The 22116-nt window shown below is 28.3% G+C and carries 25 protein-coding genes; 16 read left to right on the top strand and 9 right to left on the bottom strand.

Going from position 1 to position 22116, the window contains the following annotated elements; translation table 11 throughout:
• Positions 1 to 10 precede the first annotated feature (10 nt).
• The 5 genes from L8X28_RS00435 to L8X28_RS08345 all read left to right on the top strand — a co-directional run bounded on the left by L8X28_RS00435 (position 11) and on the right by L8X28_RS08345 (position 4087).
• Positions 11 to 379 carry a CoA-binding protein gene (locus tag L8X28_RS00435; protein ID WP_263665278.1) on the top strand — a complete coding sequence of 123 codons (369 nt, stop codon included), beginning with the start codon at positions 11 to 13 and terminating at the stop codon, positions 377 to 379.
• Positions 376 to 1587: a threonine ammonia-lyase gene (gene ilvA, locus L8X28_RS00430; RefSeq protein ID WP_263665207.1), complete on the top strand. Its 1212-nt coding sequence runs from the start codon at positions 376 to 378 to the stop codon at positions 1585 to 1587. The genes L8X28_RS00435 and ilvA overlap by 4 nt, the downstream gene beginning before the upstream one ends.
• 43 nt (positions 1588 to 1630) lie before the next feature.
• Entirely contained in the window at positions 1631 to 2122 is a 492-nt protein-coding gene (locus L8X28_RS00425; RefSeq protein ID WP_263665206.1) for a PAS domain-containing protein, read from the top strand.
• Between the two features lie 85 nt (positions 2123 to 2207).
• Entirely contained in the window at positions 2208 to 2699 is a 492-nt protein-coding gene (locus L8X28_RS00420; RefSeq protein ID WP_263659078.1) for a PAS domain-containing protein, read from the top strand.
• 14 nt (positions 2700 to 2713) lie between these two features.
• A complete protein-coding gene (locus L8X28_RS08345) occupies positions 2714 to 4087 on the top strand; it encodes a methyl-accepting chemotaxis protein (protein WP_318529619.1) in 1374 nt (457 codons plus the stop codon).
• Positions 4088 to 4097: 10 nt separating this feature from the next.
• Here the strand turns inward: L8X28_RS08345 and lon are convergent, their stop codons facing one another.
• A complete protein-coding gene (gene lon, locus L8X28_RS00410; protein ID WP_263659079.1) occupies positions 4098 to 6476 on the bottom strand; it encodes an endopeptidase La in 2379 nt (792 codons plus the stop codon).
• The gene (gene bamD / locus L8X28_RS00405; protein ID WP_133318782.1) at positions 6476 to 7132 is read right to left on the bottom strand and encodes an outer membrane protein assembly factor BamD; all 657 of its coding nucleotides are present in this window, start codon (positions 7130 to 7132) and stop codon (positions 6476 to 6478) included. The genes lon and bamD overlap by 1 nt, the downstream gene beginning before the upstream one ends.
• Positions 7133 to 7307: 175 nt before the next feature.
• On the opposite strand from bamD, the gene fliW reads away from it, so the two are divergent.
• The 4 genes from fliW (at position 7308) to L8X28_RS00385 (ending at position 9853) form a co-directional block, all read left to right on the top strand.
• Positions 7308 to 7703, top strand: coding sequence for a flagellar assembly protein FliW (gene fliW, locus L8X28_RS00400; RefSeq protein ID WP_012661666.1), 396 nt, complete (start codon positions 7308 to 7310; stop codon positions 7701 to 7703).
• Positions 7703 to 8431 (top strand): pyrroline-5-carboxylate reductase, encoded by a 729-nt coding sequence (locus L8X28_RS00395; protein ID WP_263665205.1) that lies wholly within the window; start codon positions 7703 to 7705, stop codon positions 8429 to 8431. Before fliW ends, L8X28_RS00395 begins: the two co-directional genes overlap by 1 nt.
• A gap of 280 nt (positions 8432 to 8711) precedes the next feature.
• Entirely contained in the window at positions 8712 to 9440 is a 729-nt protein-coding gene (locus L8X28_RS00390) for a prepilin-type N-terminal cleavage/methylation domain-containing protein (RefSeq protein WP_263665204.1), read from the top strand.
• A 98-nt stretch (positions 9441 to 9538) separates the two neighbouring features.
• A complete protein-coding gene (locus L8X28_RS00385) occupies positions 9539 to 9853 on the top strand; it encodes a hypothetical protein (RefSeq protein WP_263665203.1) in 315 nt (104 codons plus the stop codon).
• On the opposite strand, the gene L8X28_RS00380 is transcribed toward L8X28_RS00385, so the two are convergent.
• From L8X28_RS00380 to L8X28_RS00355, 6 genes are all read right to left on the bottom strand, one after another.
• Positions 9846 to 10481: a MarC family protein gene (locus L8X28_RS00380; RefSeq protein WP_263660959.1), complete on the bottom strand. Its 636-nt coding sequence runs from the start codon at positions 10479 to 10481 to the stop codon at positions 9846 to 9848. The genes L8X28_RS00385 and L8X28_RS00380 overlap by 8 nt on opposite strands.
• A 52-nt stretch (positions 10482 to 10533) precedes the next feature.
• On the bottom strand, positions 10534 to 10794 hold the full coding sequence (rpsR, locus tag L8X28_RS00375; protein ID WP_039618521.1) for a 30S ribosomal protein S18: 261 nt from the start codon (positions 10792 to 10794) through the stop codon (positions 10534 to 10536).
• A gap of 10 nt (positions 10795 to 10804) precedes the next feature.
• Positions 10805 to 11335, bottom strand: a complete 531-nt coding sequence (locus L8X28_RS00370) for a single-stranded DNA-binding protein (protein WP_133318788.1) — start codon at positions 11333 to 11335, stop codon at positions 10805 to 10807.
• Between the two features lie 3 nt (positions 11336 to 11338).
• Positions 11339 to 11713: a 30S ribosomal protein S6 gene (gene rpsF, locus L8X28_RS00365; protein WP_133318789.1), complete on the bottom strand. Its 375-nt coding sequence runs from the start codon at positions 11711 to 11713 to the stop codon at positions 11339 to 11341.
• 89 nt (positions 11714 to 11802) lie between these two features.
• Entirely contained in the window at positions 11803 to 12768 is a 966-nt protein-coding gene (gene holA, locus L8X28_RS00360; RefSeq protein WP_263665202.1) for a DNA polymerase III subunit delta, read from the bottom strand.
• On the bottom strand, positions 12761 to 14701 hold the full coding sequence (locus L8X28_RS00355; protein ID WP_263665200.1) for a VacB/RNase II family 3'-5' exoribonuclease: 1941 nt from the start codon (positions 14699 to 14701) through the stop codon (positions 12761 to 12763). The genes holA and L8X28_RS00355 overlap by 8 nt, the downstream gene beginning before the upstream one ends.
• A 107-nt stretch (positions 14702 to 14808) precedes the next feature.
• Here L8X28_RS00355 and ilvC point away from each other — a divergent pair, with 107 nt between their 5' ends.
• Genes ilvC through L8X28_RS00330 form a run of 5 tightly spaced genes read left to right on the top strand, consistent with a single transcriptional unit; the run spans position 14809 to position 18914 of the window.
• The gene (gene ilvC, locus L8X28_RS00350) at positions 14809 to 15831 is read left to right on the top strand and encodes a ketol-acid reductoisomerase (protein WP_263665199.1); all 1023 of its coding nucleotides are present in this window, start codon (positions 14809 to 14811) and stop codon (positions 15829 to 15831) included.
• 1 nt (position 15832) lies between these two features.
• The gene (locus tag L8X28_RS00345) at positions 15833 to 16897 is read left to right on the top strand and encodes a divergent polysaccharide deacetylase family protein (protein WP_263660086.1); all 1065 of its coding nucleotides are present in this window, start codon (positions 15833 to 15835) and stop codon (positions 16895 to 16897) included.
• The gene (locus L8X28_RS00340; protein ID WP_263665198.1) at positions 16884 to 17651 is read left to right on the top strand and encodes a DNA-protecting protein DprA; all 768 of its coding nucleotides are present in this window, start codon (positions 16884 to 16886) and stop codon (positions 17649 to 17651) included. The genes L8X28_RS00345 and L8X28_RS00340 overlap by 14 nt, the downstream gene beginning before the upstream one ends.
• Positions 17648 to 18034 carry a Holliday junction resolvase RuvX gene (gene ruvX / locus L8X28_RS00335; protein ID WP_220567240.1) on the top strand — a complete coding sequence of 129 codons (387 nt, stop codon included), beginning with the start codon at positions 17648 to 17650 and terminating at the stop codon, positions 18032 to 18034. Before L8X28_RS00340 ends, ruvX begins: the two co-directional genes overlap by 4 nt.
• Positions 18021 to 18914, top strand: coding sequence for an RsmB/NOP family class I SAM-dependent RNA methyltransferase (locus tag L8X28_RS00330; RefSeq protein ID WP_263665197.1), 894 nt, complete (start codon positions 18021 to 18023; stop codon positions 18912 to 18914). Before ruvX ends, L8X28_RS00330 begins: the two co-directional genes overlap by 14 nt.
• A 187-nt stretch (positions 18915 to 19101) precedes the next feature.
• Here the strand turns inward: L8X28_RS00330 and rpsO are convergent, their stop codons facing one another.
• Positions 19102 to 19374, bottom strand: a complete 273-nt coding sequence (gene rpsO, locus L8X28_RS00325) for a 30S ribosomal protein S15 (protein ID WP_012661650.1) — start codon at positions 19372 to 19374, stop codon at positions 19102 to 19104.
• Between the two features lie 184 nt (positions 19375 to 19558).
• Here rpsO and L8X28_RS00320 point away from each other — a divergent pair, with 184 nt between their 5' ends.
• Positions 19559 to 19963, top strand: a complete 405-nt coding sequence (locus L8X28_RS00320) for an Rrf2 family transcriptional regulator (RefSeq protein ID WP_220567238.1) — start codon at positions 19559 to 19561, stop codon at positions 19961 to 19963.
• Positions 19956 to 22115: a flagellar biosynthesis protein FlhA gene (gene flhA, locus L8X28_RS00315; protein WP_133318796.1), complete on the top strand. Its 2160-nt coding sequence runs from the start codon at positions 19956 to 19958 to the stop codon at positions 22113 to 22115. Before L8X28_RS00320 ends, flhA begins: the two co-directional genes overlap by 8 nt.
• Position 22116: the final 1 nt, after the last annotated feature.

The raw sequence follows: 22116 nt of genomic DNA, 5'->3' as shown, positions 1-22116 counted from the left end.
ACTAAGTTCTATGAAAAATATCGCCATTATAGGACTTAGTCCTAATCAAGAAAAACCTTCGTATTTTATAAGTAAATATTTACAAGATTTATCTTATACAATTTATCCTATCTATCCCAAAGAAGATTTTATTTTAAACGAGAAAGTTTATAGAAATTTAAGGGAAATTCCTTCTGAAATTGACACGGTTGTAATGTTTAGAAAAGCAAGTTACGCAAATGAAATTTTTGAAGATCTTTTAGCTAAAAATGTTAAAAATTTTTGGATGCAATTTGGTATTATTAACGATGAAATAATGCAAAAATGTAAAAAATTTGGTATAAATTGTGTTCAAGATCGTTGTATCAAAATAGAATTAGATAAAAAAGGTAAATCATGATTGAGTTAAATAAAATTTATCAAGCAAAGCAAAAAATTGCAGATTTTGTATTAAAAACCCCTTTGGTGCACTCTTCTTTTTTAAGTGAGTTTTTAGATACTGATGTTTTTCTAAAATGTGAAAATTTACAAAAAACAGGTGCTTATAAAATCAGAGGTGCTTATAATACAATAGCTAATTTAACTAAAGAACAAAAGCAAGCAGGTGTAATAGCTGCAAGCGCTGGAAATCATGCACAAGGAGTTGCAATTAGTGCTAAAAAATTTGGGATAGAAGCTGTGATTGTTATGCCTGAAGCTACACCTTTGCTAAAAGTAAGTGCGACTAAAAATTTAGGTGCAAAAGTGATTTTAAAAGGAGATAATTTTGATGAGGCTTATGCTTATGCGTTAAATTATGCTAAAGAACATCATTTAAATTTTATTCATCCTTTTGAAAATGAAAGTATTATAGCAGGGCAGGGTACTTTAATGCTTGAAATGCTTGATGAAATAAGTGATTTGGATATGATTTTAGCTCCAGTTGGTGGTGGAGGTTTGATTAGTGGAGTGGCGAGTGCTGCTAAGCAGATTAATCCTAATATAAAAGTTATTGGAGTAAGTGCTAAAGGAGCTCCTGCTATGTATGAGAGTTTTAAAAGTAAAAAAATAATCAATTCAAAGGCTGTGAGAACCATAGCTGATGGTATTGCGGTGCGTGATGTAAATAAAATTAATTTTGATATTATTCTTGAATGTGTTGATGATTTTATTCAAGTTGATGATGAAGAAATAGCTAATGCGGTGTTATATTTACTTGAAAAACATAAAATCACAGTTGAAGGTGCTGGAGCATCAGCAGTTGCTGCACTTTTACATAAAAAAATAGATTTAAAAAATCATAAAAAAATAGGCGTGATTTTAAGCGGTGGAAATATTGATGTACAAATGTTAAATATTATCATAGAAAAAGGTTTGTTTAAAGCTTTTAGAAAAATGCTTATCAATGTTACTTTGGTTGATAAACCAGGAGCTTTGAGTACTTTGAGTGATGCTATAAAAGAAGCTCAAGCTAATATAGTTAAAATTGATTATGATAGATTTTCCACTAAGCTAGAATATGGCGATGCGATGATTTCAATTACTTTAGAAACAAAAGGAAAAGAACATCAAGAATTAGTCAGAAAGATACTTTATGACAAAGGTTTTAATTTCAATGAAATTTTATGATAAATGAAATATAATATTTTGTAAATAAATTATAAGGAAAAAAATGTCGCAAGAAAAAATTTTAGAACCAGATACATTAATAACCTCTAAGACAGATTTAAAAGGGGATATTATTTATGCTAATGATGATTTTTTAAAATATGCGGGTTATAAAATGGAGGAAATTTTATATAAACCTCACAATATTGTGCGTCATCCTGATATGCCAAAAACTGTTTTTAAATGTTTATGGGATTATATACAAGATGGAAAAGAAATTTTTGCTTTTGTTAAAAATAAAACCAAACAAAATGATTATTATTGGGTTTTTACTAATGTTACAGCTTCTTTTGATGAACAAGGAAATATTATAAATTATTATTCAGTTAGAAGAAAACCTAAAAGAGAGGCAATATCAACCATAGAGCAAGTTTATAAAATTCTTTTAGAAATAGAAGAAAAAGATGGTATAAAAGCCGGACTGGATGAACTTGTTAAGATAGTTAATTCTTATGGTATGAGTTACAATCAATTAATTTTAGAGCTTCAAAGATGAATTTGATAAATTTTGTTTATAAATTATTATTTTATATTGAGATATAATTACTCCCATTTTAATTTTAAACTAAGGAGATTGTGTTATGTCTTCAGAAAAAATTCTAACCTCGGATGTTTTAATAACATCAAAAACTAATTTAAAAGGTGAGATTATTTATGCAAATGAGGATTTTTTGAGATATTCTGATTATAAAATTGAGGAAATTTTATACAAACCTCACAGTATCATGCGTCATCCTGATATGCCAAGAACGGTTTTTAAATATTTATGGGATAACATTCAGCTTAAAAAAGAAGTTTTTGCTTTTGTAAAAAATAAAACAAAATATAATGATTATTATTGGGTTTTTGCTAATGTAACTGCTTCATGTGATGAAAATGGAAACATTTTAAATTATTATTCAGTTAGAAGAAAACCAAATATGGAAGCTATCAAAACAATAGAAGAAATTTATAAAGTTCTTTTGTTGAAAGAAAAAGATGGTGGTATTAAATCTGGAATAGAGGAGTTAAAAGCAATAGTAAAATCTTATGGGGTGACCTATAATGAACTAATGATGAAAATTCAAAAATAAAAAAAGGATTTCTTATGAAAAATATTTTGTTTCTTGGTATAGTTTTAAGCATAGTAGCCTGTATGAATTCTTTGCTTTATGCAGAGTTTATTTCTTTAGGTTTCTTTTTAGTTTTGTTTTGTTTATTTATATATGGATTGTTTATTTTAAAAAAAGAAGAACAATTTAGTGATAAGATTTTACATCTTAGTAGAGAGTTAAAAAATGGTAATTTTGATTCAAGAATTGTATATATTAAATGTACTAATAAAAAATTAAAAGAAATTGCTGATAATCTTAATAATACAATAGATGGTTTAGAGGCTTATTTAAGAGAGATAAATACTTCAATTGCTTGTTCTCAAAAAGGTGAATATTTTAGAAGAGCTATCCCTGAAGGTTTAAAAGGTATTTTTGTTCATAATATTAACTTTATTAATAAAGCTTTAGATGATATAGAAAAAACAGGAAAATCTGTTTTTAAAAATGCTTTATCAAGAGAACTTATGGACTTGAGTTTAAATAGTCAAAATAAAAATTTAAACGATTTGTCTTCTGCATTAAATAAAATCATCAAACTTATGAGAGAAGTTTTTGGTGATATTAGAATAATCTCAAATACAGCACAAAAAAATGGTTTAGAAGTAGGTAATTTACAGGATTCAATTTCATCAATGATGCAAGTGGCTGATGAAAGTAAAAATGCTGTAAATACTTTTGCATCTAATGCTCAGAGTATCAATGCAATTGTTGAGGTAATTAGGGATATTGCAGATCAAACTAACCTACTTGCATTAAATGCAGCTATTGAAGCAGCTCGTGCGGGAGAGCATGGTAGAGGTTTTGCGGTAGTTGCAGATGAAGTAAGACAACTTGCTGAAAAAACACAAAAAGCAACAGGTGAAATTACTTTAGCAATTCAAGTAATGAATCAAGAAATTGCTTCTATACAAGAAAATAGCGAAAAAGTATTTGATATTGCAAATTCTTCTGATAGTAAAGTTGCTGATTTTAGTGAGGCATTTAAAGAATTAGAGGATAAAAGCTCTCATTTAGGAAAAGAATTTGTTAATTTTGCTTCTGATTTAACTCTTTCTGCAATGAAAATAGATCATATATTATATAAATCTGATGTTTATTTAACTCTAAATGGTTCTCAAGAAAATCTTCAAAATCTAGATCCTATTTCAACTTTATGTAAAGATGAAGATGCAAAAAGTATTTTCTGTCCTTTAATTTCTCAAAATGAAATGGAGATTAAGAGTGAGAAAATACAAAGCGCGGCAAGTAAAGCTATAAAAATAGCTAAAAAGGACAATATATCAAAAGAAGATTATGACTCTATTATTAATGATATAAGAGAACTTGAAAATGAAAGTAGAGTAGTTATGAATAAATTAGAAGCTTAAAGCTTCTAATTTAGATAAGAGCTATTTTTAAAACTTCTTGTAAATTTTTCACCCCAATAATTTTCATATTTTTTACTACTTCTTCAGGAATATCTTTTAAATCTCTTTCATAGTTTTTATGTGGGATAATGGCTGTTTTAATATCAGCTTTATAAGCAGCAATAAGTTTTTCTTTTAAACCACCTATTGGTAAAACATTGCCCATTAGATCAATTTCTCCAGTCATTGCAACATTTGATTTTACTTTCTTGTCGCTAAAAATAGAAGCAATGGCTGTGGTAATAGTTATGCCTGCACTTGGTCCGTCTTTTGGAGTGGCTCCATCTGGTACATGAATGTGAAGATTGTATTGATTGTATATGTTTTCATCTTCTTTGTAGAAAAGTTTCTTTGAGACTTTAATTTGTTCATCATCGATTAAATTCTTAACAAGACTTTGAGCAATTTTTGCTGATTCTTTCATTACATCGCCTAAGCTCCCTGTTAAAGTTAGATCACCCTTGCCTTTGATTTTAATGGCTTCGATTTTCAATACATCTCCACCTACTGCAGTCCAAGCAAGTCCATTTACCTGTCCGATTTTATTTTCTTTTTCGTGCTTTTCTATTTCAAAAACTTTTTTGCTTAAAAAATCTTTTAAATTTTTATCATTAATTTCAATATTTTTAATATCTTTTTCTAAAAGAAGTTTTTTAACACATTTTCTACAAATTTCAGCAATTTTTCTTCTTAAATTTCTTACACCTGATTCTCTAGTATATTCATTTACTATTAATTCTATAGCATCATCACTAAAGCTTATTTCTTCTTTTTTTAATCCATGTTTTTTTATTTCATCAGGTATGAGATAGTTTTTGGCTATTTGGAATTTCTCTTGAGGGGTGTAAGAGCTAAGTTCTATAAATTCCATTCTATCTTTTAGAGCAGGTGGAATTAAACTTGCATCATTTGCAGTAGCTATGAAAATGATTTTGCTTAAATCGATGTTGAAATTTAGATAATAATCTCTAAATTTAGTATTTTGTTCAGGATCTAAGATTTCAAGTAAAACTGCACTTGGATCTCCTCTATGATTGTGACTTAGTTTATCAATCTCATCAAGCACAACTACTGGGTTGCTTTGTTTTGCTTCTATAAGTCCTTGTATAATGCGTCCTGGCATAGCTCCTATATAGGTTCTTCTATGTCCTCTTAGTTCATTAACATCTTCTAAACCACCTAAAGCTATGCGCACTAACTCTCTTTTTAATGCCTTTGCGACTGAATTTGCTAAAGAAGTCTTGCCAACACCAGGAGGGCCAACTAAGCACAAGATGACTTTTGCACCATCTCTATCTTTAATCTTGCGTTTTTCTAAAAGTTCTTTAACTGCAAAGTATTCTTCAATACGCTCTTTTGGTTTTTCTAGGGCATAGTGATCACTATTGAGTTGTAAAGATACATCTTTTAAATTTAGTTTTTTCTTTGAGGAGTGCTCAAAAGGTATATCTAAAACCGTTTCTATGTAAGTTTGCACCATAGAAGCTTCTGAATTATCTTGATGAATTCTTTCATATTTTTGAATTTGCTTTTTGATTTCTTTATAAGCCTCTTCATACATAAAAGCTTTTTTCTTTTCTAATTTTTTATTATATTCCTCTACTTCGCTTTCTTTTTGTATATCGCTTCCAAGCTCTCTTTGAATTTGTTTGAGTTGTTCTTTTAAAAAGTATTCTTTATTAACCTTGTCAATTTTAGAGTGAACTTTATTTTTGATTTCTTTTTGGATTTTATTTGCTTCAATTTCTTTAGCTAAATAATCAATTAAATTTAAAAGCTTAGTTTCTAAATTAGTTTCGATAAAAAATTCATAAGCTTGTTGTTTTTTGATTTTAATAGAATTTAATATTAGATCACAAATTCTGCTAGGCTCGACATCTTCTTCTATAGTTCTTAAAAGATCAGGTGGAAAATAATGACTCACAGTCGATAAAGCTTTGGCTTTTTCTCTAACTACTTCTATAATAGCTTCTTTTTTTGTATTACAAATTGGCTCTTGATGAATTAAATCAACTAAAGCATATAAAGGATCATCCGAAATTCTCTCAACAATCTTGGCTTTTGCATATCCTTGGAATAAAATTTTAATCCTACCATCAGGCAGTGGAACTTTTCTCATAATACTCCCAATGACACCACAATCATATATATCATCAAAGCCACGCCCACCTTCAATTTTTGATGGTGCCACAAAAATCATACTTTCATTTTGTAAAGCGGTATCTAAGGCTTTAATATTTTGCATATCATTTAAAAAAATAGGTGTTATCATAAAAGGGTATAAAAAAAGCTCATCTTCTACAAGAATGGGAAGTTTTGTTGGATAGTTTTGAGTATTTTCTAATTTCATTACATTATACCTTCTTCAAATATTTTTCTATACCATGGAAGTTCTGGTTTAATCATATCGATTTTATTAAAATCGGAATTTTCGATTTTTTGCTTATAAATCTCATAGCTTTGCTCTCTGTTTTTTTTCTGATATAACTCTGCTATACTTGTATCAAGGTAAAAAACTGCAAGATTAAATTTAGTTAGCATAGTATCGATTAAATCATTATATTGTACATTAGGATAGTTTTGATTGTATTCTTTGATTTCTTCTATTGTTTTTAGCATTAAGGCTTGGTTACGATTTGGAACAGCAAAAGAGTCAAATTTAGCTTTGATTTTTAAATATCTTATATAAGCTACATTTTTAGAATCACCAAATTTGTTTAAATATTCATCAAGATAAAAATTTGCCATTTCATATTCTTCTTCACTAATATGAGCTTGAGCTAATATAAGTAAAGTTTGTTCTAATAATGGATCAGCAATATGCTCACCTGCCATTGAAGTATAGTGTTTATCAGCTGCTTCAAGATTTTTTTCTTGTAAATCTTTTATAATTTGTTGATACCATTCCATAGAACTTAGATTATATAAATCTTCAGCTTTTTTCGAGCTACATGCTCCTAAAAATAAACCTGCAATAATAAGTGAAAAAATAAAAAGTTTTTTCATTGTGTTACCTTATAAATTTAATAATTGTAATTATAATGTTTTTATGTTTATGAAATTGTTAATTTTTAAAACTAAAATTATAGTCAAAAACTCTTAATTAGTGTAATTTTTAAAATTGGAACTAAAATTGCTTAATGAGTTGTAATTTCTTAGTCAATAGATTTTAGGAGGCAAGATGAACTTAGAAGTTAAATGTCCTATTTTAGGTTTTGAAGATACCAAAAATATGAATTTTTATAAAATAGACGAGGTTTTTTATAGACTTAAAAGCCTTGATGGTAAAGATTTTTCTTTTGTGATGATTGATCCTTATATGATCCGTCCTGATTATGATTTTGAAGTGCCTGATTATTATCAAGAATTATTAGCTTTAAATGAGCAAACTAATTTTGGTGTGTTTGTTATAGTGGCTATTAATGAGCCATTAGAAGAATCTACGGTAAATTTTTTAGCACCTGTTGTGATGAATTATGATAATAACTCTTTAGTGCAAGTGATTTTAGATACAAGCAAATATCCTAATTATTTTCAGTCTGAAAAGATTTCAGCTTTTATTAAACAAACAAAATAATGTCTGAAATTTATATTTTAGGAAATGGTGCTATGGCAAGTGCTATAGCTAAAGGTTTAGAGGATACTTATAAAGTAGTTATTGTTGCTAGGGATTTAAAAAAAGCCAGTGGTTTAAATTTAAAAGTATTATCATATGATGAGCTTGATATGGATAATAAAAATATTATTTTGGCTTTTAAACCTTATGCGTTAGAAGAAGTAGCTGTTAAATTAAAAGGCAAGGCAAGATGGCTTATTTCGGTTTTAGCAAACACTACTTTTGAGCGGCTTCATTGTATTGATGCACAAAATTATGTGAAAATTATGCCAAATACAGCAGCCGAATTTAAAGCTTCTACAACTGCTTATTTAATGGAAAAAGATTTATTTAAAGATGAAATTTTATCTTTGCTAAATACTTTTGGTAAAGCCATAAGTTTGCAAAATGAAAAAGAATTTGATATAGCTATGGTTTTGAGTGGTTGTGCTCCTGCATTTTTGGCTTTGGTAGCAGAAAGTTTAGCTAATGCAGGTGTGAAAAATGGTTTAAAAAATGAGCTTAGTTATGAGCTTACTCGCGCAAGTTTTGAAAGCTTTAGTGCTTTGTTTAATTATGCTCATCCTGCTATTATTAAAGAAAAAATTTGTTCTCCAGCAGGAGTAACTATAAAAGGAATTGAAGCTTTGGAAAAAAGAGCTTTACGCGGTGCCTTTTTTGAAGCTTTTAATGCAAGTTTAAATAAATGAAGCAAGCTTTTTAGTCTCCTAGAGCTTCTTGCTTTTTGTATTGTAATTTTATCTTTTATTTTTGGATCTTATTATCTTGTATTTGCAAATAAATCTTTAAATGTTATATGGCAAAATCAAACCCTTTTTAATGAAGAAAAAGAATTGCTAAAGAAAATTCCTTCATATAAAGCAAAAGAGATAAATATAAATACTTACAACTTTTTAGAATACACTAGTGATAAATTTAAACTCAAATCTTTAAAAATAAAAGATTTATCCTATAAAGAAGCTTTTATAGATGAAAAAGGCTTTTAGTTTATTGGAACTTGCGTTAAGCCTTGTTATTTTGGGTATTTTGATTACTATTTTAATTAATCCAGCTATGTATATTTATAATTATAGTTTTAATGTTAAAAAATCTAGTGAAATATTTTTTGATTTAAATCAAGCTTTACTTAGCATGGAGAAAATTTATAATTCTTGCTTGAATGCAATATTTACAAGTAATTCTTTTGAGTGTTATATGAATGCAAATGATGATATTTTTTATGATTTGTCATTAAAAAAATTAAACTTCAGTGGTATTATTTTAGAAAATAATGAAAGTTTTTTTAGCCCAAAAAGTAATTTGTATTTTATAGAAAATGGAATTTCTGAAGGAATTTTGAGCAATTATAAAGATATGCATAGTATGAAGAAGTTGAAAATATACACTAGTGATTATATGTATATTTATGATATAAAAAATTCAAAAATCTATAAAATATTAGTTGATGATAGAGAAAAAATCAATTTTTTTGATGAGAGTTTTAGTGGATTTTATACTATTTTATATGCTTATATTAAGGTGTATTTGAAAAATAAAAATATTTATATGCAAATTGATGATTTAAATCATAACAAACAAGTATTTTTATTAGCTCAAAATATTTCAAAACTTATTTTCAAGCATGATGGTGAGTTATTAAAAATTACAATTTGCAGTAATACTCAAAATAGATGTTTAGATAAATGGATGCTTTTGTGAAAAAATCATTTGCAATGATATATACAATATTTTTTATTTTATTTATTTCTTTTATTATGGCGTTTATAATAAAAATTTCTTCATATCCACCAAGAATTATGAAAGATTTAACGCTTTATACTCAAGGAAATATTTTACTTCATGATGCTAAAGAGTTTGCTAAATATTTTTTATATCAAGCCTATTTGGAGGGTAAAGAATGCTTAAGTGAATATAATTTTGAATATAATAATATAAAAATACGAATTGATTATGCTTATCCTTTGGGTGAATGTAAAAATAATAAATTAATTGCAAAGTATGTTCATGCAAAAAGTATTGTAGCGGTAAATATTAGTGTGTTGTTAAATACTAATAAAGCAGTAAATGAAGAAGTGTTTTTACAAAAAAGTTTTTTTATTTATCCTAGGTAGATTGAATGTAAGTTTGAACCCCAATAGCTATCATTTTTACTCCCATAGCCATAATAAAAACTAAAGCAATGCGCGAAAAAACATAAAGCACAAGCTTACCGATAACTTTTTCAATAGTAGCTGAAAAGTGAAATAAAGCAAAAATAAAAGCAAAAGTAAGTAATACAGAAGCTATGGCTATAGCTAAATTTTGATCTTCTGAAATAACTACTATGGTAGAAAGTGTTCCAGGTCCTACAAGCATAGGAAATGCCATTGGCACTATACTTTTTTTTAATAATTCTTTGTGGCTTAATCCTTGATAGTGTTGAAATTGAGTGCTTGATGGGGTGAAAAGTAGATTTTTTGTACTCATAATGATTAAAATCAAACCACCTGCAACTCGTAAATCATTAATATCTATTTTAAATAAATATTTCATGATAAATGGTCCAGAAAGTAAAAAAACTAAAACAATACAAAATGCAGTGTAAATGATATTTCTAAAAAGTTTTTTTCTTGTATCAGCATCTAAACCTTCAGTCATTGCAATAAATTGTGGAAGATTTCCAAAAGGATTTAAAACTGCTATAATAGCAACGGATGCAAGTAAAATAACATAAATTTCAGATTCTATATCTGAAAACATAAAACAACCTTTTATTTTCCCAAGCTTAAAAAGCTTGGGTTTGATTTAATAATTATAGTCCTTCAAAAGGATTAGTAACAACTTCTTTTCTATCTACGATATAAGGGATAAGTGCTACATGTCTTGCACGCTTAATAGCAACTTCAACCATTTCTTGGTGTTTTTTGCTAGTGCCTGTTAAACGGCGTGGCATAATTTTAAATCTTTCTGATAAAGCATGTTTTAGCAATGCTGTATCTTTATAGTCTATAAAATCAACTTTAGCTTCAGTATATTTACAATATTTGCGTGAGTATTTTCTTTTTTCTGCCATGTTTTTTCCTTTAAAATGGTAATTCTGTATCATCATCATATTTATCAATATCAATTTCCTTCATAGGGGCTTCCTTTTGAGGATTTTGATAGGTATTATTAGATGAATTTGTTCTAGTTTGTACTTGAGCATAAGGATCAAAGCTTTGTTGTTGATTAAAATTTTGATTATAACCATAATTTTGATTTTCAAAATTACTTTGTTGATTATTTTGTACAGTTGAACCTAGCATTTCTAAATTTTCAACTTGAATACTATGCTTTGATCTGTTTTGTCCATTTTGATCGCTCCATTGCTCAAATCTCAAGCGACCTTCGATTAAAATTTTACTACCTTTATTAAGGTATTGATTAGCAATTTCTGCAGTTCTTCCAAAAAAGCTAATGTCGATAAAGCAGGTTTCCTCTCTTTTTTCTCCTGTATTTGTACTAAATCTTCTTGTTACAGCTATAGCAGAAGAGCCTATTGCGCTACCTGATGGAGCATAACGCATTTCTATGTCCCTTGTAAGATTCCCTACTAAAACGACTTTGTTAAACATTAATTAGCCTTCTGTGCTTTCACTAGCTTTAATTTCTTTTTTATTTTGTTTGATACCCTTGCTTAGTCTTTCCCAAGCTGCAATTTCTTTTTTATTTTCATATTTTACGATTAAAAATCTGATTACTTCTTCAGTGATTCTTAATACCCTTTCAAGCTCTGCTATTAAATTTGTAGGAGCTTTGAAATAAATCACAAAATAAGTTCCTCTTTCGTATTTTTTAATTTTGTACGCAAGTTTTCTTGTTCCCATTGGAACTACGCTTTCAATTTCTGCGCCATTTTTTGTAAGGACTTCTTTTACGAATTCCAACTTAGCACTTACTTCTTCTTCTGTAAGTGTTGGTTTTAATATGAATAAAACTTCATAATGTCTCATTTAATTTCTCCTTATGGATATAAAGCCTAAAATTTTAGGCAAGGATTTGCATAAAATGCAAATTTCATTTTACCATAAGTTTTCTTAATTTAACTTTTTAATATGGAGCTAAGTTGTAAAAGTGTTGCGATTAAAAATTCTTTTTTTTCTATTTTAGAATTCTTTTTTAATTCATATTCGCAATTACAAAGTGTCAGAAAGATATTTTTATATTGTGATATTTTGATCATAAGAGCTTGTTTTTGAAGATTTTGTGCCACAGAAATAGGCGGGGCATAGCCTAAAATTTCTTTCAAGTCTAAATTTCCATAAATTTTAACATGTAAAGCTATTTTAAAAAGTCTAGAAAAATTTGCATATAAGGCATTAATCAATGCTATTTCATTGTAATTTTCTAAAATATTTTCAAGTTCATTCCTTAAATCTTTTTTTTGCATTAATTTATCAAAAAAACTTTCAAAACTAATAGTACTTAAACTATAACAATGCTCTTGGATGATTTTTTCATCGATATTTAGACCACTAAATTTATTTAACTCATTAGCCGCTAAATATAAATTTTCATTAAAATTATAAAAAAGAGCATAAAGGGCATTTTGAGTAATGTTAATATTTAATTCTTTAGCTTTTAAAGCTAGTAATTCCATGCCTTCCTTAGCTGAATTTACTTTATAAAATCTACAAAAATTATTAGCAAAAATTTTCTCTGCTTCACTTTGTTTGGAACTTTCATCATAAATTTCAAGTAAAAAATAATTATCTTGCGAATTTTGACAAAGCTGTAAAAGTTGCTTGAGTTCTTTACTTGGGATTTTCTTTTGAGTTTTGATTTCTAGCAGTTTTCTCTCGCTAAATAAAGAAGCGCTAGATAAATAATCATAAGCTTGCTTAAAATCATATTCTTCAAAATAAAATCTTAAACTCTCATCAAAAGAGTATTTGTCTTTAATAAATTTAGCATAAAGTTCTATTTGGAAATTATCCGCTCCATAAAGCAAGAAATAATTGGGAAAACTATTACCATTAAGTAAGCTTTGGAGTTGATTTTTATACATTTTGGTTTCTTTCTAAACTAAAATGCTTGGTAATTTTGCCAAAAATTTTAGCACTAATAATATCTACTTCAGTGATTTCCACTTCTATATTTTCTAATAAATTTGCCCTTGAACCTATGATGGTAATCAAAGCTCCTTTAATTTCATCATTTAATTTTACTTGTAATGAACTTTGATTTTCTACCACCAAAGCCTTAAATCTTTTTCCTATATTTTCTTTTGCCCATCTTGCAAATTTTCTATCCATGAAATGCCAAGCAACTTTATCTGCTTCTCTTTCTAATAAACTTAATTCCTCGCAAGTACTTTGTATGTTTAAAAGCAAATAATTAAACATTTTTTCATCATTGTTGATTTTAGCTTTTAAAAGTCTGTGTAAAATAAGATCAGAATATCTTCTAATAGGGCTTGTAAAATGGGTATATTTATCAAAGCCTAAGCCAAAATGTCCCGCATTTTCACTAGAATATTCTGCCTTTTTTTGCGCTTTGATGATGAGCTTATCTACCTCTTCTCTTATATTTAGCTCATTTGCTAAGACTTGAATGTCTTTAAATAATTCTATGACATTATTTTTAGGATTAATATCTATACTAAGTGTTGAAAGATCAGCTAGCAATTGCTCTATTTTTTTATAATCAGGACTTAAATGATTTCTAAAAACTCCTATATCAATGAGTTTTGCTGCAGCTTTATTAGCTAAAAGCATGCAATCTTCGATTAAATTATGCGAGGCAGTGTCATTTTCAAGGCGTGTTTTTATGAGTTTATTATTTTCATCTAAAGTCATTCTTAGCTCTTGGGTTTTAAACTCACAAGCATTTTTTAATCGTTTTTTTCGTAAATTTTGAGTGATTTTGAAAACCTCATAAAGCCAATTGATTGCGCCTAAATCTTCTTGCTTTTGTAAATACTCATCAACTTCATCGTAATTAAAACGGCGTTTTGAGTTGATAATAGCCTCAAAAAGCTCTTCTTTAATCACTTCATTGTTTTGATCTAAGCTTATTTTAAAACAAAATGCTAACCTATCTTCATTAGGTTTTAGTGAGCAAATATTTTCACTCAAAGCTCTTGGTAACATAGGTATAGCAATATGAGGAAAATAAATCGAAAAACCCCTTGATCTTGCTTCTTTATCAATGGCACTATAAGCATGCACATAAGCACTTACATCAGCTATGGCTACATAAATAGCATGCTCATTTTTATCATAATAAATTGCATCATCAAAATCTTTTGCATCAATTGGATCAATGGTACAAAAATTTAAATTTCTAAGATCTTTTCTTGATGGATACATACTCGCATCAACTTCATTTCCATAAGCTCTTGCCTCATTTTCACATAAATTATCAAAAACTGCATTTTTATTAAAAAGTGCTAAGGAAATTTTTTCATCTACAAAATCATCATCAATATGCCCTATCACTTCAGTGATATTATTATCATGATTTTCTATTTTTAAAATAGTTCCTAAAGGTAGAGTTTTTAAGGATTTTTGAGAGGCTTTTAAGGCATATGTGAGTCCTGTTTGAATATTTACTCCAAGGACTGCTTCGCCGTATTTTTTAGTTATAACCAAAGAAGTTTCATGGGCTCTTTTAAGTATTAAGATAACTTTAGCACTTGGACGCTTTTTTTTAAGAGGAAGTAATTTTGCCACAACTATATCAGCATAATTTGCTCCTTTTAAATTTTTATTTTCTATGAGCAAATCACGCTTAAAAACAGGATCAAAACTTTCTAAAAATCCCGTTCCATTAGCTGAAATATCAATCTTACCAAAAGTAAAGCCATCTTTTAAATAGTATTTGTTTTTATAAAATTTAATGATATCACAAGTTAGCAACTCTCTAATGATTTGCTTGCTTTTATTAGTAATTTCATCAGCATTTAGACCATAGCTTAGTTGATTAAATAATTCTTTCATAATACTCTTTATAGTAATTTTTCAAAACTTAAATTTTATCATAAAAGGATTAAATTTATATTTTTTAGTTATAATCTTTGCTTTAATTTTAATTTTAGGAGTGCATAATGGCTGTGTCAATTTATTATGATAAAGATTGTGATATTAATTTAATAAAATCAAAAAAAGTAGCTATTATGGGTTTTGGCTCTCAAGGTCATGCTCATGCTATGAATTTAAGAGATAGTGGTGTAGAAGTGATCATAGGCTTAAAAGAGGGTGGGCAAAGTTGGGCAAAAGCTCAAAAAGCAAATTTTATAGTAAAAAGTGTAAAAGAAGCTACTAAAGAAGCAGATTTGATTATGATTTTAGCTCCTGATGAAATTCAAAGTGAAATTTTTAATGAAGAAATTAAACCTGAATTAAAAGCAGGTAAAACTCTAGCATTTGCACATGGATTTAATATCCATTATGGACAAATTGTTGCTCCAAAAGGTATAGATGTGATTATGATAGCTCCTAAAGCTCCAGGTCATACTGTAAGACATGAATTTAGTATAGGCGGGGGTACTCCTTGTTTAATTGCTATCCACCAAGATGAAAGTAAAAATGCTAAAAATTTAGCTTTAAGTTATGCTAGTGCTATAGGTGGTGGTAGAACAGGTATTATAGAAACGACTTTTAAAGCTGAAACTGAAACAGATTTATTTGGCGAACAAGCGGTGCTTTGTGGAGGACTTAGTGCTTTAATCCAAGCTGGTTTTGAAACCTTAGTTGAAGCAGGATATGAACCTGAAATGGCATATTTTGAGTGTTTACATGAAATGAAATTAATTGTAGATTTGATTTATCAAGGTGGTATTGCTGATATGAGATATTCTGTTTCTAATACTGCTGAATATGGAGATTATATCACAGGACCTAAGATTATTACCAAAGAAACTAAAGAGGCTATGAAAGGTGTTTTAAAAGATATACAAAATGGAAGTTTTGCTAAAGATTTTATCTTAGAAAGAAGAGCGAATTTTGCAAGAATGCATGCAGAGCGTAAATTAATGAATGATTCTTTGATAGAAAAAACAGGACGCGAACTTCGCGCTATGATGCCTTGGATTAGTGCTAAAAAATTAGTTGATAAAGATAAAAACTAATTTGAAAACTATAAATAAAAAATACAAAGTGCTTTTAGCACTTTGTCTTGTTGTAATTGGAATTTTTCTTTTTGCATTTGGAGCTTTGTTTTTAAAAAAAGAAGAAAATAAAGGTTTAGATTACAATCAAACAATAAACAAAAAAGAACCATTACCTATAATAGAACAAGAAAATAATTTTAGTTTTAATGATATAAATTTGACTTTAGAAAATGAAAATTTAGAATTTTTAGATAAAAATATTAGTGAAATTTTAAATTTAAACCCTGTAAATACAGAGTTAAATCAAACTAAAGAAGATAATCAAACTTCAATTTTAGAAGTAATAGATCAAAATACAAGCAAAGAATCAAAAAATGAAGAGCAAAATATATCAGATAAAAGCGAGGATAATAAAACTCAAATTCTAGTACAAAAAAATACCAAGCCTCGTCTAGCAATTATCATAGATGATATGGCAAGTCACACTCATGTAGATATGCTTAAAAAAACAAATTTAAAATTAATCCCATCTTTTTTTCCACCTGATAAACGCCATCCTTATACAGCTGAGTTTGCAAAGGATTTTGACTTTTTTATGGTGCATTTGCCTCTTGCTGCTATAAAATATGACAAGGCAGAATTAAACACTTTACACCCTAGTGATGATATGGAAAAAATAAGCAAGCGCGTAGCTTTTGTAAAAGAACAATTTCCAAAAGTAAAATTTATTAACAACCATACAGGAAGTTTATTTACTGCAAATAAGCAGGCTATGGAAAAATTATTTAATGCTTTTAAACAAAATGATTTTATTTTTGTAGATTCAAGAACCATAGGAAATTCTAAAGCTAAAAATTTAGTAAGTCAATTTAATCAGCCTTATATAGCTAGAGATGTTTTTTTGGATAATGAAGATGATATAGCATATATTAAAAATCAACTCAAACAAGCAGTAGAAGAGGCAAGAAAGAAAGGTTTTGCTATAGCTATTGGTCATCCAAGAGAAAAGACTTTTAAAGCTTTGGTGCAAAGTAAAGATTTGTTAAATTCAGTTGAACTTGTATATTTAAATGAAATTTATTGAGAATATTGAAGATTTTAAAAATCTTTTAAATCCACCTTCAAAGATTTATTATAAAGGCAATTTAGAGCTTTTAAATGCTAGAAAAGTAGCTATTATAGGTTCTAGAAAAATGAGCGTTTATACTAAAAATTGTCTCATTGAGTTAGTATCTTTGTTAAAAAAAACTAAGGTTTGTGTAGTAAGTGGTGGGGCTTTGGGTGTGGATATCCAAGCAGCTAAAATAGCTTATCCTCAAACTATAGCCATATTTGCTAATGGACTTGATGAGATTTATCCAAAAGCTAATACAAATGAAATTTTAAATATTTATGAAAATGCATTAGCTTTAAGTGAAAATGAAGCAAAATATAAAGCAAAGCCATATGATTTTTTATTAAGAAATAGGCTTATTATTGCTTTAAGTGAGGTTGTTATAATAGCTCAAGCTGATTTAAAAAGTGGTTCTATGCAAAGTGCAAGGCTTGCTTTGAGTATGAATAAACCTATATATGTATTACCTCATAGGAAAGATGAAAGTGAAGGAACAAATTTACTTTTAGTCACAAAAAAAGCAAATTTAATTCATAATTTTGAGGAATTTGCAAAAATGTTTGGAGAGCTTTATCAAGAGCAAAGTGAGGATGATTTGTTAAGCTTTTTAAAGCATGAAAATGATTTAGAAAAAGTTTTGAAAAAATTTGGTGATAGAGTTTATGAATATGAACTTGAGGGTCTAGTGGAAATTTCTGGAGTGAAAATAAGAGCTTGCATATGAATACTTTAGCGTTAGATATAGGTTTAAAGCGTATTGGTGTTGCTTTGTGTATTAATAAAAGCATGGCCATGCCACTTGAAGCTATCATTAGAAAAAACCGCAATCAAGCAGCAAATGAGGTAAAAAAATACATTAAAGACTATGATGTAAATACTTTGGTGGTAGGAATTCCTTTGGGCGGATCTAGTGAAGATGAAATGCGAAAAAGAATAGAGCATTTCATATCTTTACTTGATTTTGATAAAGAAGTTTTTTTTGTTGATGAGAGTTTTAGCTCTAAAAACGCACAAGAGCTTGGTGTAGTGAATTTAAAGAAAAAAGATGGCAAACTTGATTCTTTAGCTGCATATTTATTTTTAAAGGATTTTTATGGCCTTGCTTGATTTAAATACAGCTTTAGATGAAATTTATACAAAAGAGCAAAAAGAACAAATCCTTCAAAGTTTTAATCAAGAAAAATATGTCAATATTTTTAGAAATTCTTTGCTTATTGACAATGAAAAACTAGAAGAAATTCTAAATAAAAAAAATATAAAATTTAAAAAAATTGATTTGTATTGTTATAAAATACCTAGTATTTTTAAAAGCAAATTAAGCTCAATGAATGCTTTTAATGAGGGTAAGTTTTATATACAAAATTATTCTTCGTATTTATGTGCTAAAACCTTGGGCGTTAAAGCTGGTGAGAGTGTATTAGATATGTGTGCAGCTCCTGGTGGAAAAAGTTTAAATTTGGCCAATTTTATGCAAAATGAAGGTTATTTAGCAAGTTGTGAATTATCTAAAACACGCTTTTTTACCTTAAAAACAACTATGGAAAATTATCAAGTTAAAATTGCAAAATGCTTCTTAAAAGACGCACGCACTATAGGTAAAGCTTGTCCTTTGAAATTTGATAAAATTTTGCTTGATGCGCCTTGTTCAACTTTTGCAAAAATGGGTTTTGAAATACAAAAAAACACAAAAGAAATTAAGCAAATAGCAAATTTACAAAAAAAACTTTTGCATTCAGCATTACTAGCCTTAAAACATGGTGGGGAATTGGTGTATAGTACTTGTACATTTTTAAGAGAAGAAAATGAAGCTGTTTTAGAAAATGCGTTAAGAAATGAAAATTTTAAATTAGAATTACTAGATTTTGATTTATTAAATGTTAATTTCATTAATGCGAAAAGTGATGATTTTGACTTGTCATTCGCCAAAAGAGTTTTACCAGATGACTATGCAGATGGGTTTTTTATAGCAAAAGTGAAAAAACATTAAAAATCAATAAAATTAAATGTGAAAAATATTTTTACCCATAAAACTTAAAGTGTTATTTTTAGATACTTAGAAGCTAAAATCACATCGTGAAACTCTTGTGAATAAAATATTGAAATTTTGAAAACTTAAATTAAAGAAGTGGTAAATAACTAAAATAAAATATATTAAAGATAAATAAGCACTAGGCTTATTTATCTCTTAAATTTAATTCGCTGATTAATTTAGAATAAGCTTGATAATCTTTTCTTTTTAGATAAGATAAAAGTCTTTTTCTTTGACCAACAAGCTTTAAAAGACCTAAACGAGAAGAAAAATCTTTTTTGTAGATTTTTAAATGTTCTGTTAAATCTGAAATTCTTGCGCTTAAAAGTGCGATTTGAACTTCTGGAGAACCAGTATCTCCTTCTTTTCTAGCAAATTTTGCAACTATTTCTGCTTTTTTAGCCGAATCTAAAGCCATAATAGACCTCCTGAGCGGTATTTAAAATAAAAAGTGCAATTATAACTAAAAAAACAAAAAAAATGCTGAAATTTAAAAAATAAGAAATTTAATATTTAACAACACATATTTTTGATATAATTAAAATTTTTATTTAAAGTTAAAAATAGATATCGTTTATTAATATTTCAATGAAAGGAAAAAAGTGTTATTTACCAAAGCTAGCGAATATGCTTTATTGTCTTTAATTCATATAGCAAAATCCCAAGAACCACAAGATGTAGATACTATGTCAAGTGTTTTAGATATACCAAAAAGTTTTTTAGCAAAAATTTTACAAGCACTTGCCAAAGACGCACTTTTGAAATCTTATAAGGGTGCTAAAGGTGGATTTATGCTTGTTAAAAAGCCAAGTGAATACACTTTAAAAGAAATTATTAATAGTGTAGAGAAAAAATCTATCAATGTATTTGAGTGCAGTAATGGAATTTGTCCTTCGCAAAAAGAAGAAAATTGTAAAATTATGCCTGTGTTGGTGAAGCTTCAAAATAAGATAGATGATTTTTTAGTTTCTATTACTCTAGAGGATATTATTCAAAATAATGGCTAAAAGGGATATTTTTAGCTTAGTATTGCCTTGGATTGCTCCACTTGTTGCACCTATTTTAAAGGCAAAGAGTCTAACTATAGTAGCTGTAATTATTGCAATTTTAGCTATTATTATAGTACCTTTACCAAGTATAGTTTTAGATTTTTTTCTTGCTTTAAGTATAGCAATTTCAGTTTTAATTATTTTAATTTCTTTATATATACCAAAACCTACAGATTTAACAACTTTTCCAACTATGATTTTAATTATTACGCTTTTTAGACTTTCACTTAACATAGCTACAACGCGTATGATTTTAAGCGAGGGTCATCAAGGTCCAGCTGCTGTTAGTGATATAGTGGCAAGTTTTGGTGAATTTGTTGTTGGTGGAAATTATGTTATAGGTATGGTTGTTTTTTGTATTTTAGTTTTAATCAATTTTATGGTTGTAACTAAAGGTAGCACAAGGGTTTCTGAAGTTCAAGCAAGATTTACTCTTGATGCAATGCCAGGTAAGCAAATGGCTATTGATGCGGATTTAAATGCAGGTTTGATTGATGAAAAAACTGCACGCGCAAGACGCCAAGAAATCATAGCTGAAGCAAATTTTTATGGAGCAATGGATGGTTCTTCTAAATTTATAAAAGGGGATGCTGTTGCTGGGATTATTATCACCATTGTAAATTTAATCGGTGGGTTTATGATAGGTTATTTTCAGCATGATATGGAGCTTGGAGAATGTGCTTCAACTTATACTATATTAACAATAGGTGATGGGCTTGTTTCTCAAATTCCTGGACTTATAACTTCAACGGCAACTGCAATTATCATCACGCGTGCTAGTAAAGATGAAGATAATTTTGCTGAAGGTTCTATCAATCAGCTTTTAGGGGAATACAAAACTTTATTAATTGTAGGTTTTGTTTTATTTATTTTTGCTTTAGTGCCCGGTTTACCGCATTTTTCTTTAGGCTTTATGGCTTTGGTGTTTTTAGGACTTGGTTATATGATAAAGCAAGTGCAAGAGGGTAAAATTCAAATCAATGCAATTTCAGCTAAAAAGTCTCAAGAAACCCATGAAGAAGAACAAGCTAAACCTCAAAAACGCAGCGAAGAAGAAATCTTAAAAGAAGAAGAAAATAAAATCACAGATATTTTAAAATTAGAAATTTTAGAATTAGAATTAGGTTATGGACTTATCAAACTAGCAGAAAGTGAATTAACAGAGCGTATTAGATCAACAAGACGCAATATAGCTCAAAGTTTAGGTTTTTTAATGCCAAAAATTAGAATTAGAGATAATTTGCAATTAAAACCAAATGAATATACTTTTAAACTCAAAGGTGTAGGTATAGCTAGTGCTGAAATTTATCCCGATAAATATCTAGCTATGGATAGTGGTTTTATCACTGAACCTATCGAAGGTATAGCTACTAAAGAACCTGCTTTTAATTCTGATGCTTTGTGGATAGAATCATCCTTAAAAGATGAGGCAACGCTGAATGGTTATATTGTAATTGATCCAGCAAGTGTGATTTCAACCCATATGAGTGAGCTTATAAAAGCTAATGCTTCAGAGCTTTTAACTAAACAAGAAGTGCAAAATTTATTAGATAAAATCAAAAATGATTATCCTATCGTGGTAGATGATTGTTTAAGGGTTGCTAGCATAGGTTTAATTCAAAAAGTTTTAAAAGCTTTACTTAAAGAGCATATTCCTATTAAAGATATGCTTACAATTTTAGAATCAATTAGTGATATAGCTGAAGTAAGCAAGAGTTTGGATATGATTATTGAGCATGTAAGGGCTTCTTTAGCAAGAGCAATTACAAATTTATATGTGGATGAAAAAGGGCAAATTAGCTTTTATATTTTTGATGCTGCTGCAGCTGCAAAATTAATGGAGCATGTGCAGTTTAAAGATGGTTCGTATCATTTAATGATAAATGTAGCTCAAACTGGTGCTTTAGTAGAAGCTTTAAAAGCTGAACTTGCAAGTGTGGCAAATACAAGAATTAAGCCTTTCTTGCTTTGTGTTGAGCCGCAACTTAGAAAATTCATTGCTGATATTTGTTCTAATTTTGGTATTAATATTACGGTCTTAAGTTTTGCTGAGATTGCAGAAAATACCAAGTTTGAAACAGAAGGTATCATAAAAGTTGATAATTTATAAA

Origin of the sequence: Campylobacter sp. CNRCH_2016_0050h (assembly GCF_025772605.1) — a bacterium.
Classification (GTDB): Bacteria; Campylobacterota; Campylobacteria; order Campylobacterales; family Campylobacteraceae; genus Campylobacter_D; species Campylobacter_D lari_D.
Note: the sequence above shows the minus strand (reverse complement) of the source record. Positions and strands in the feature narration are given on the sequence as shown.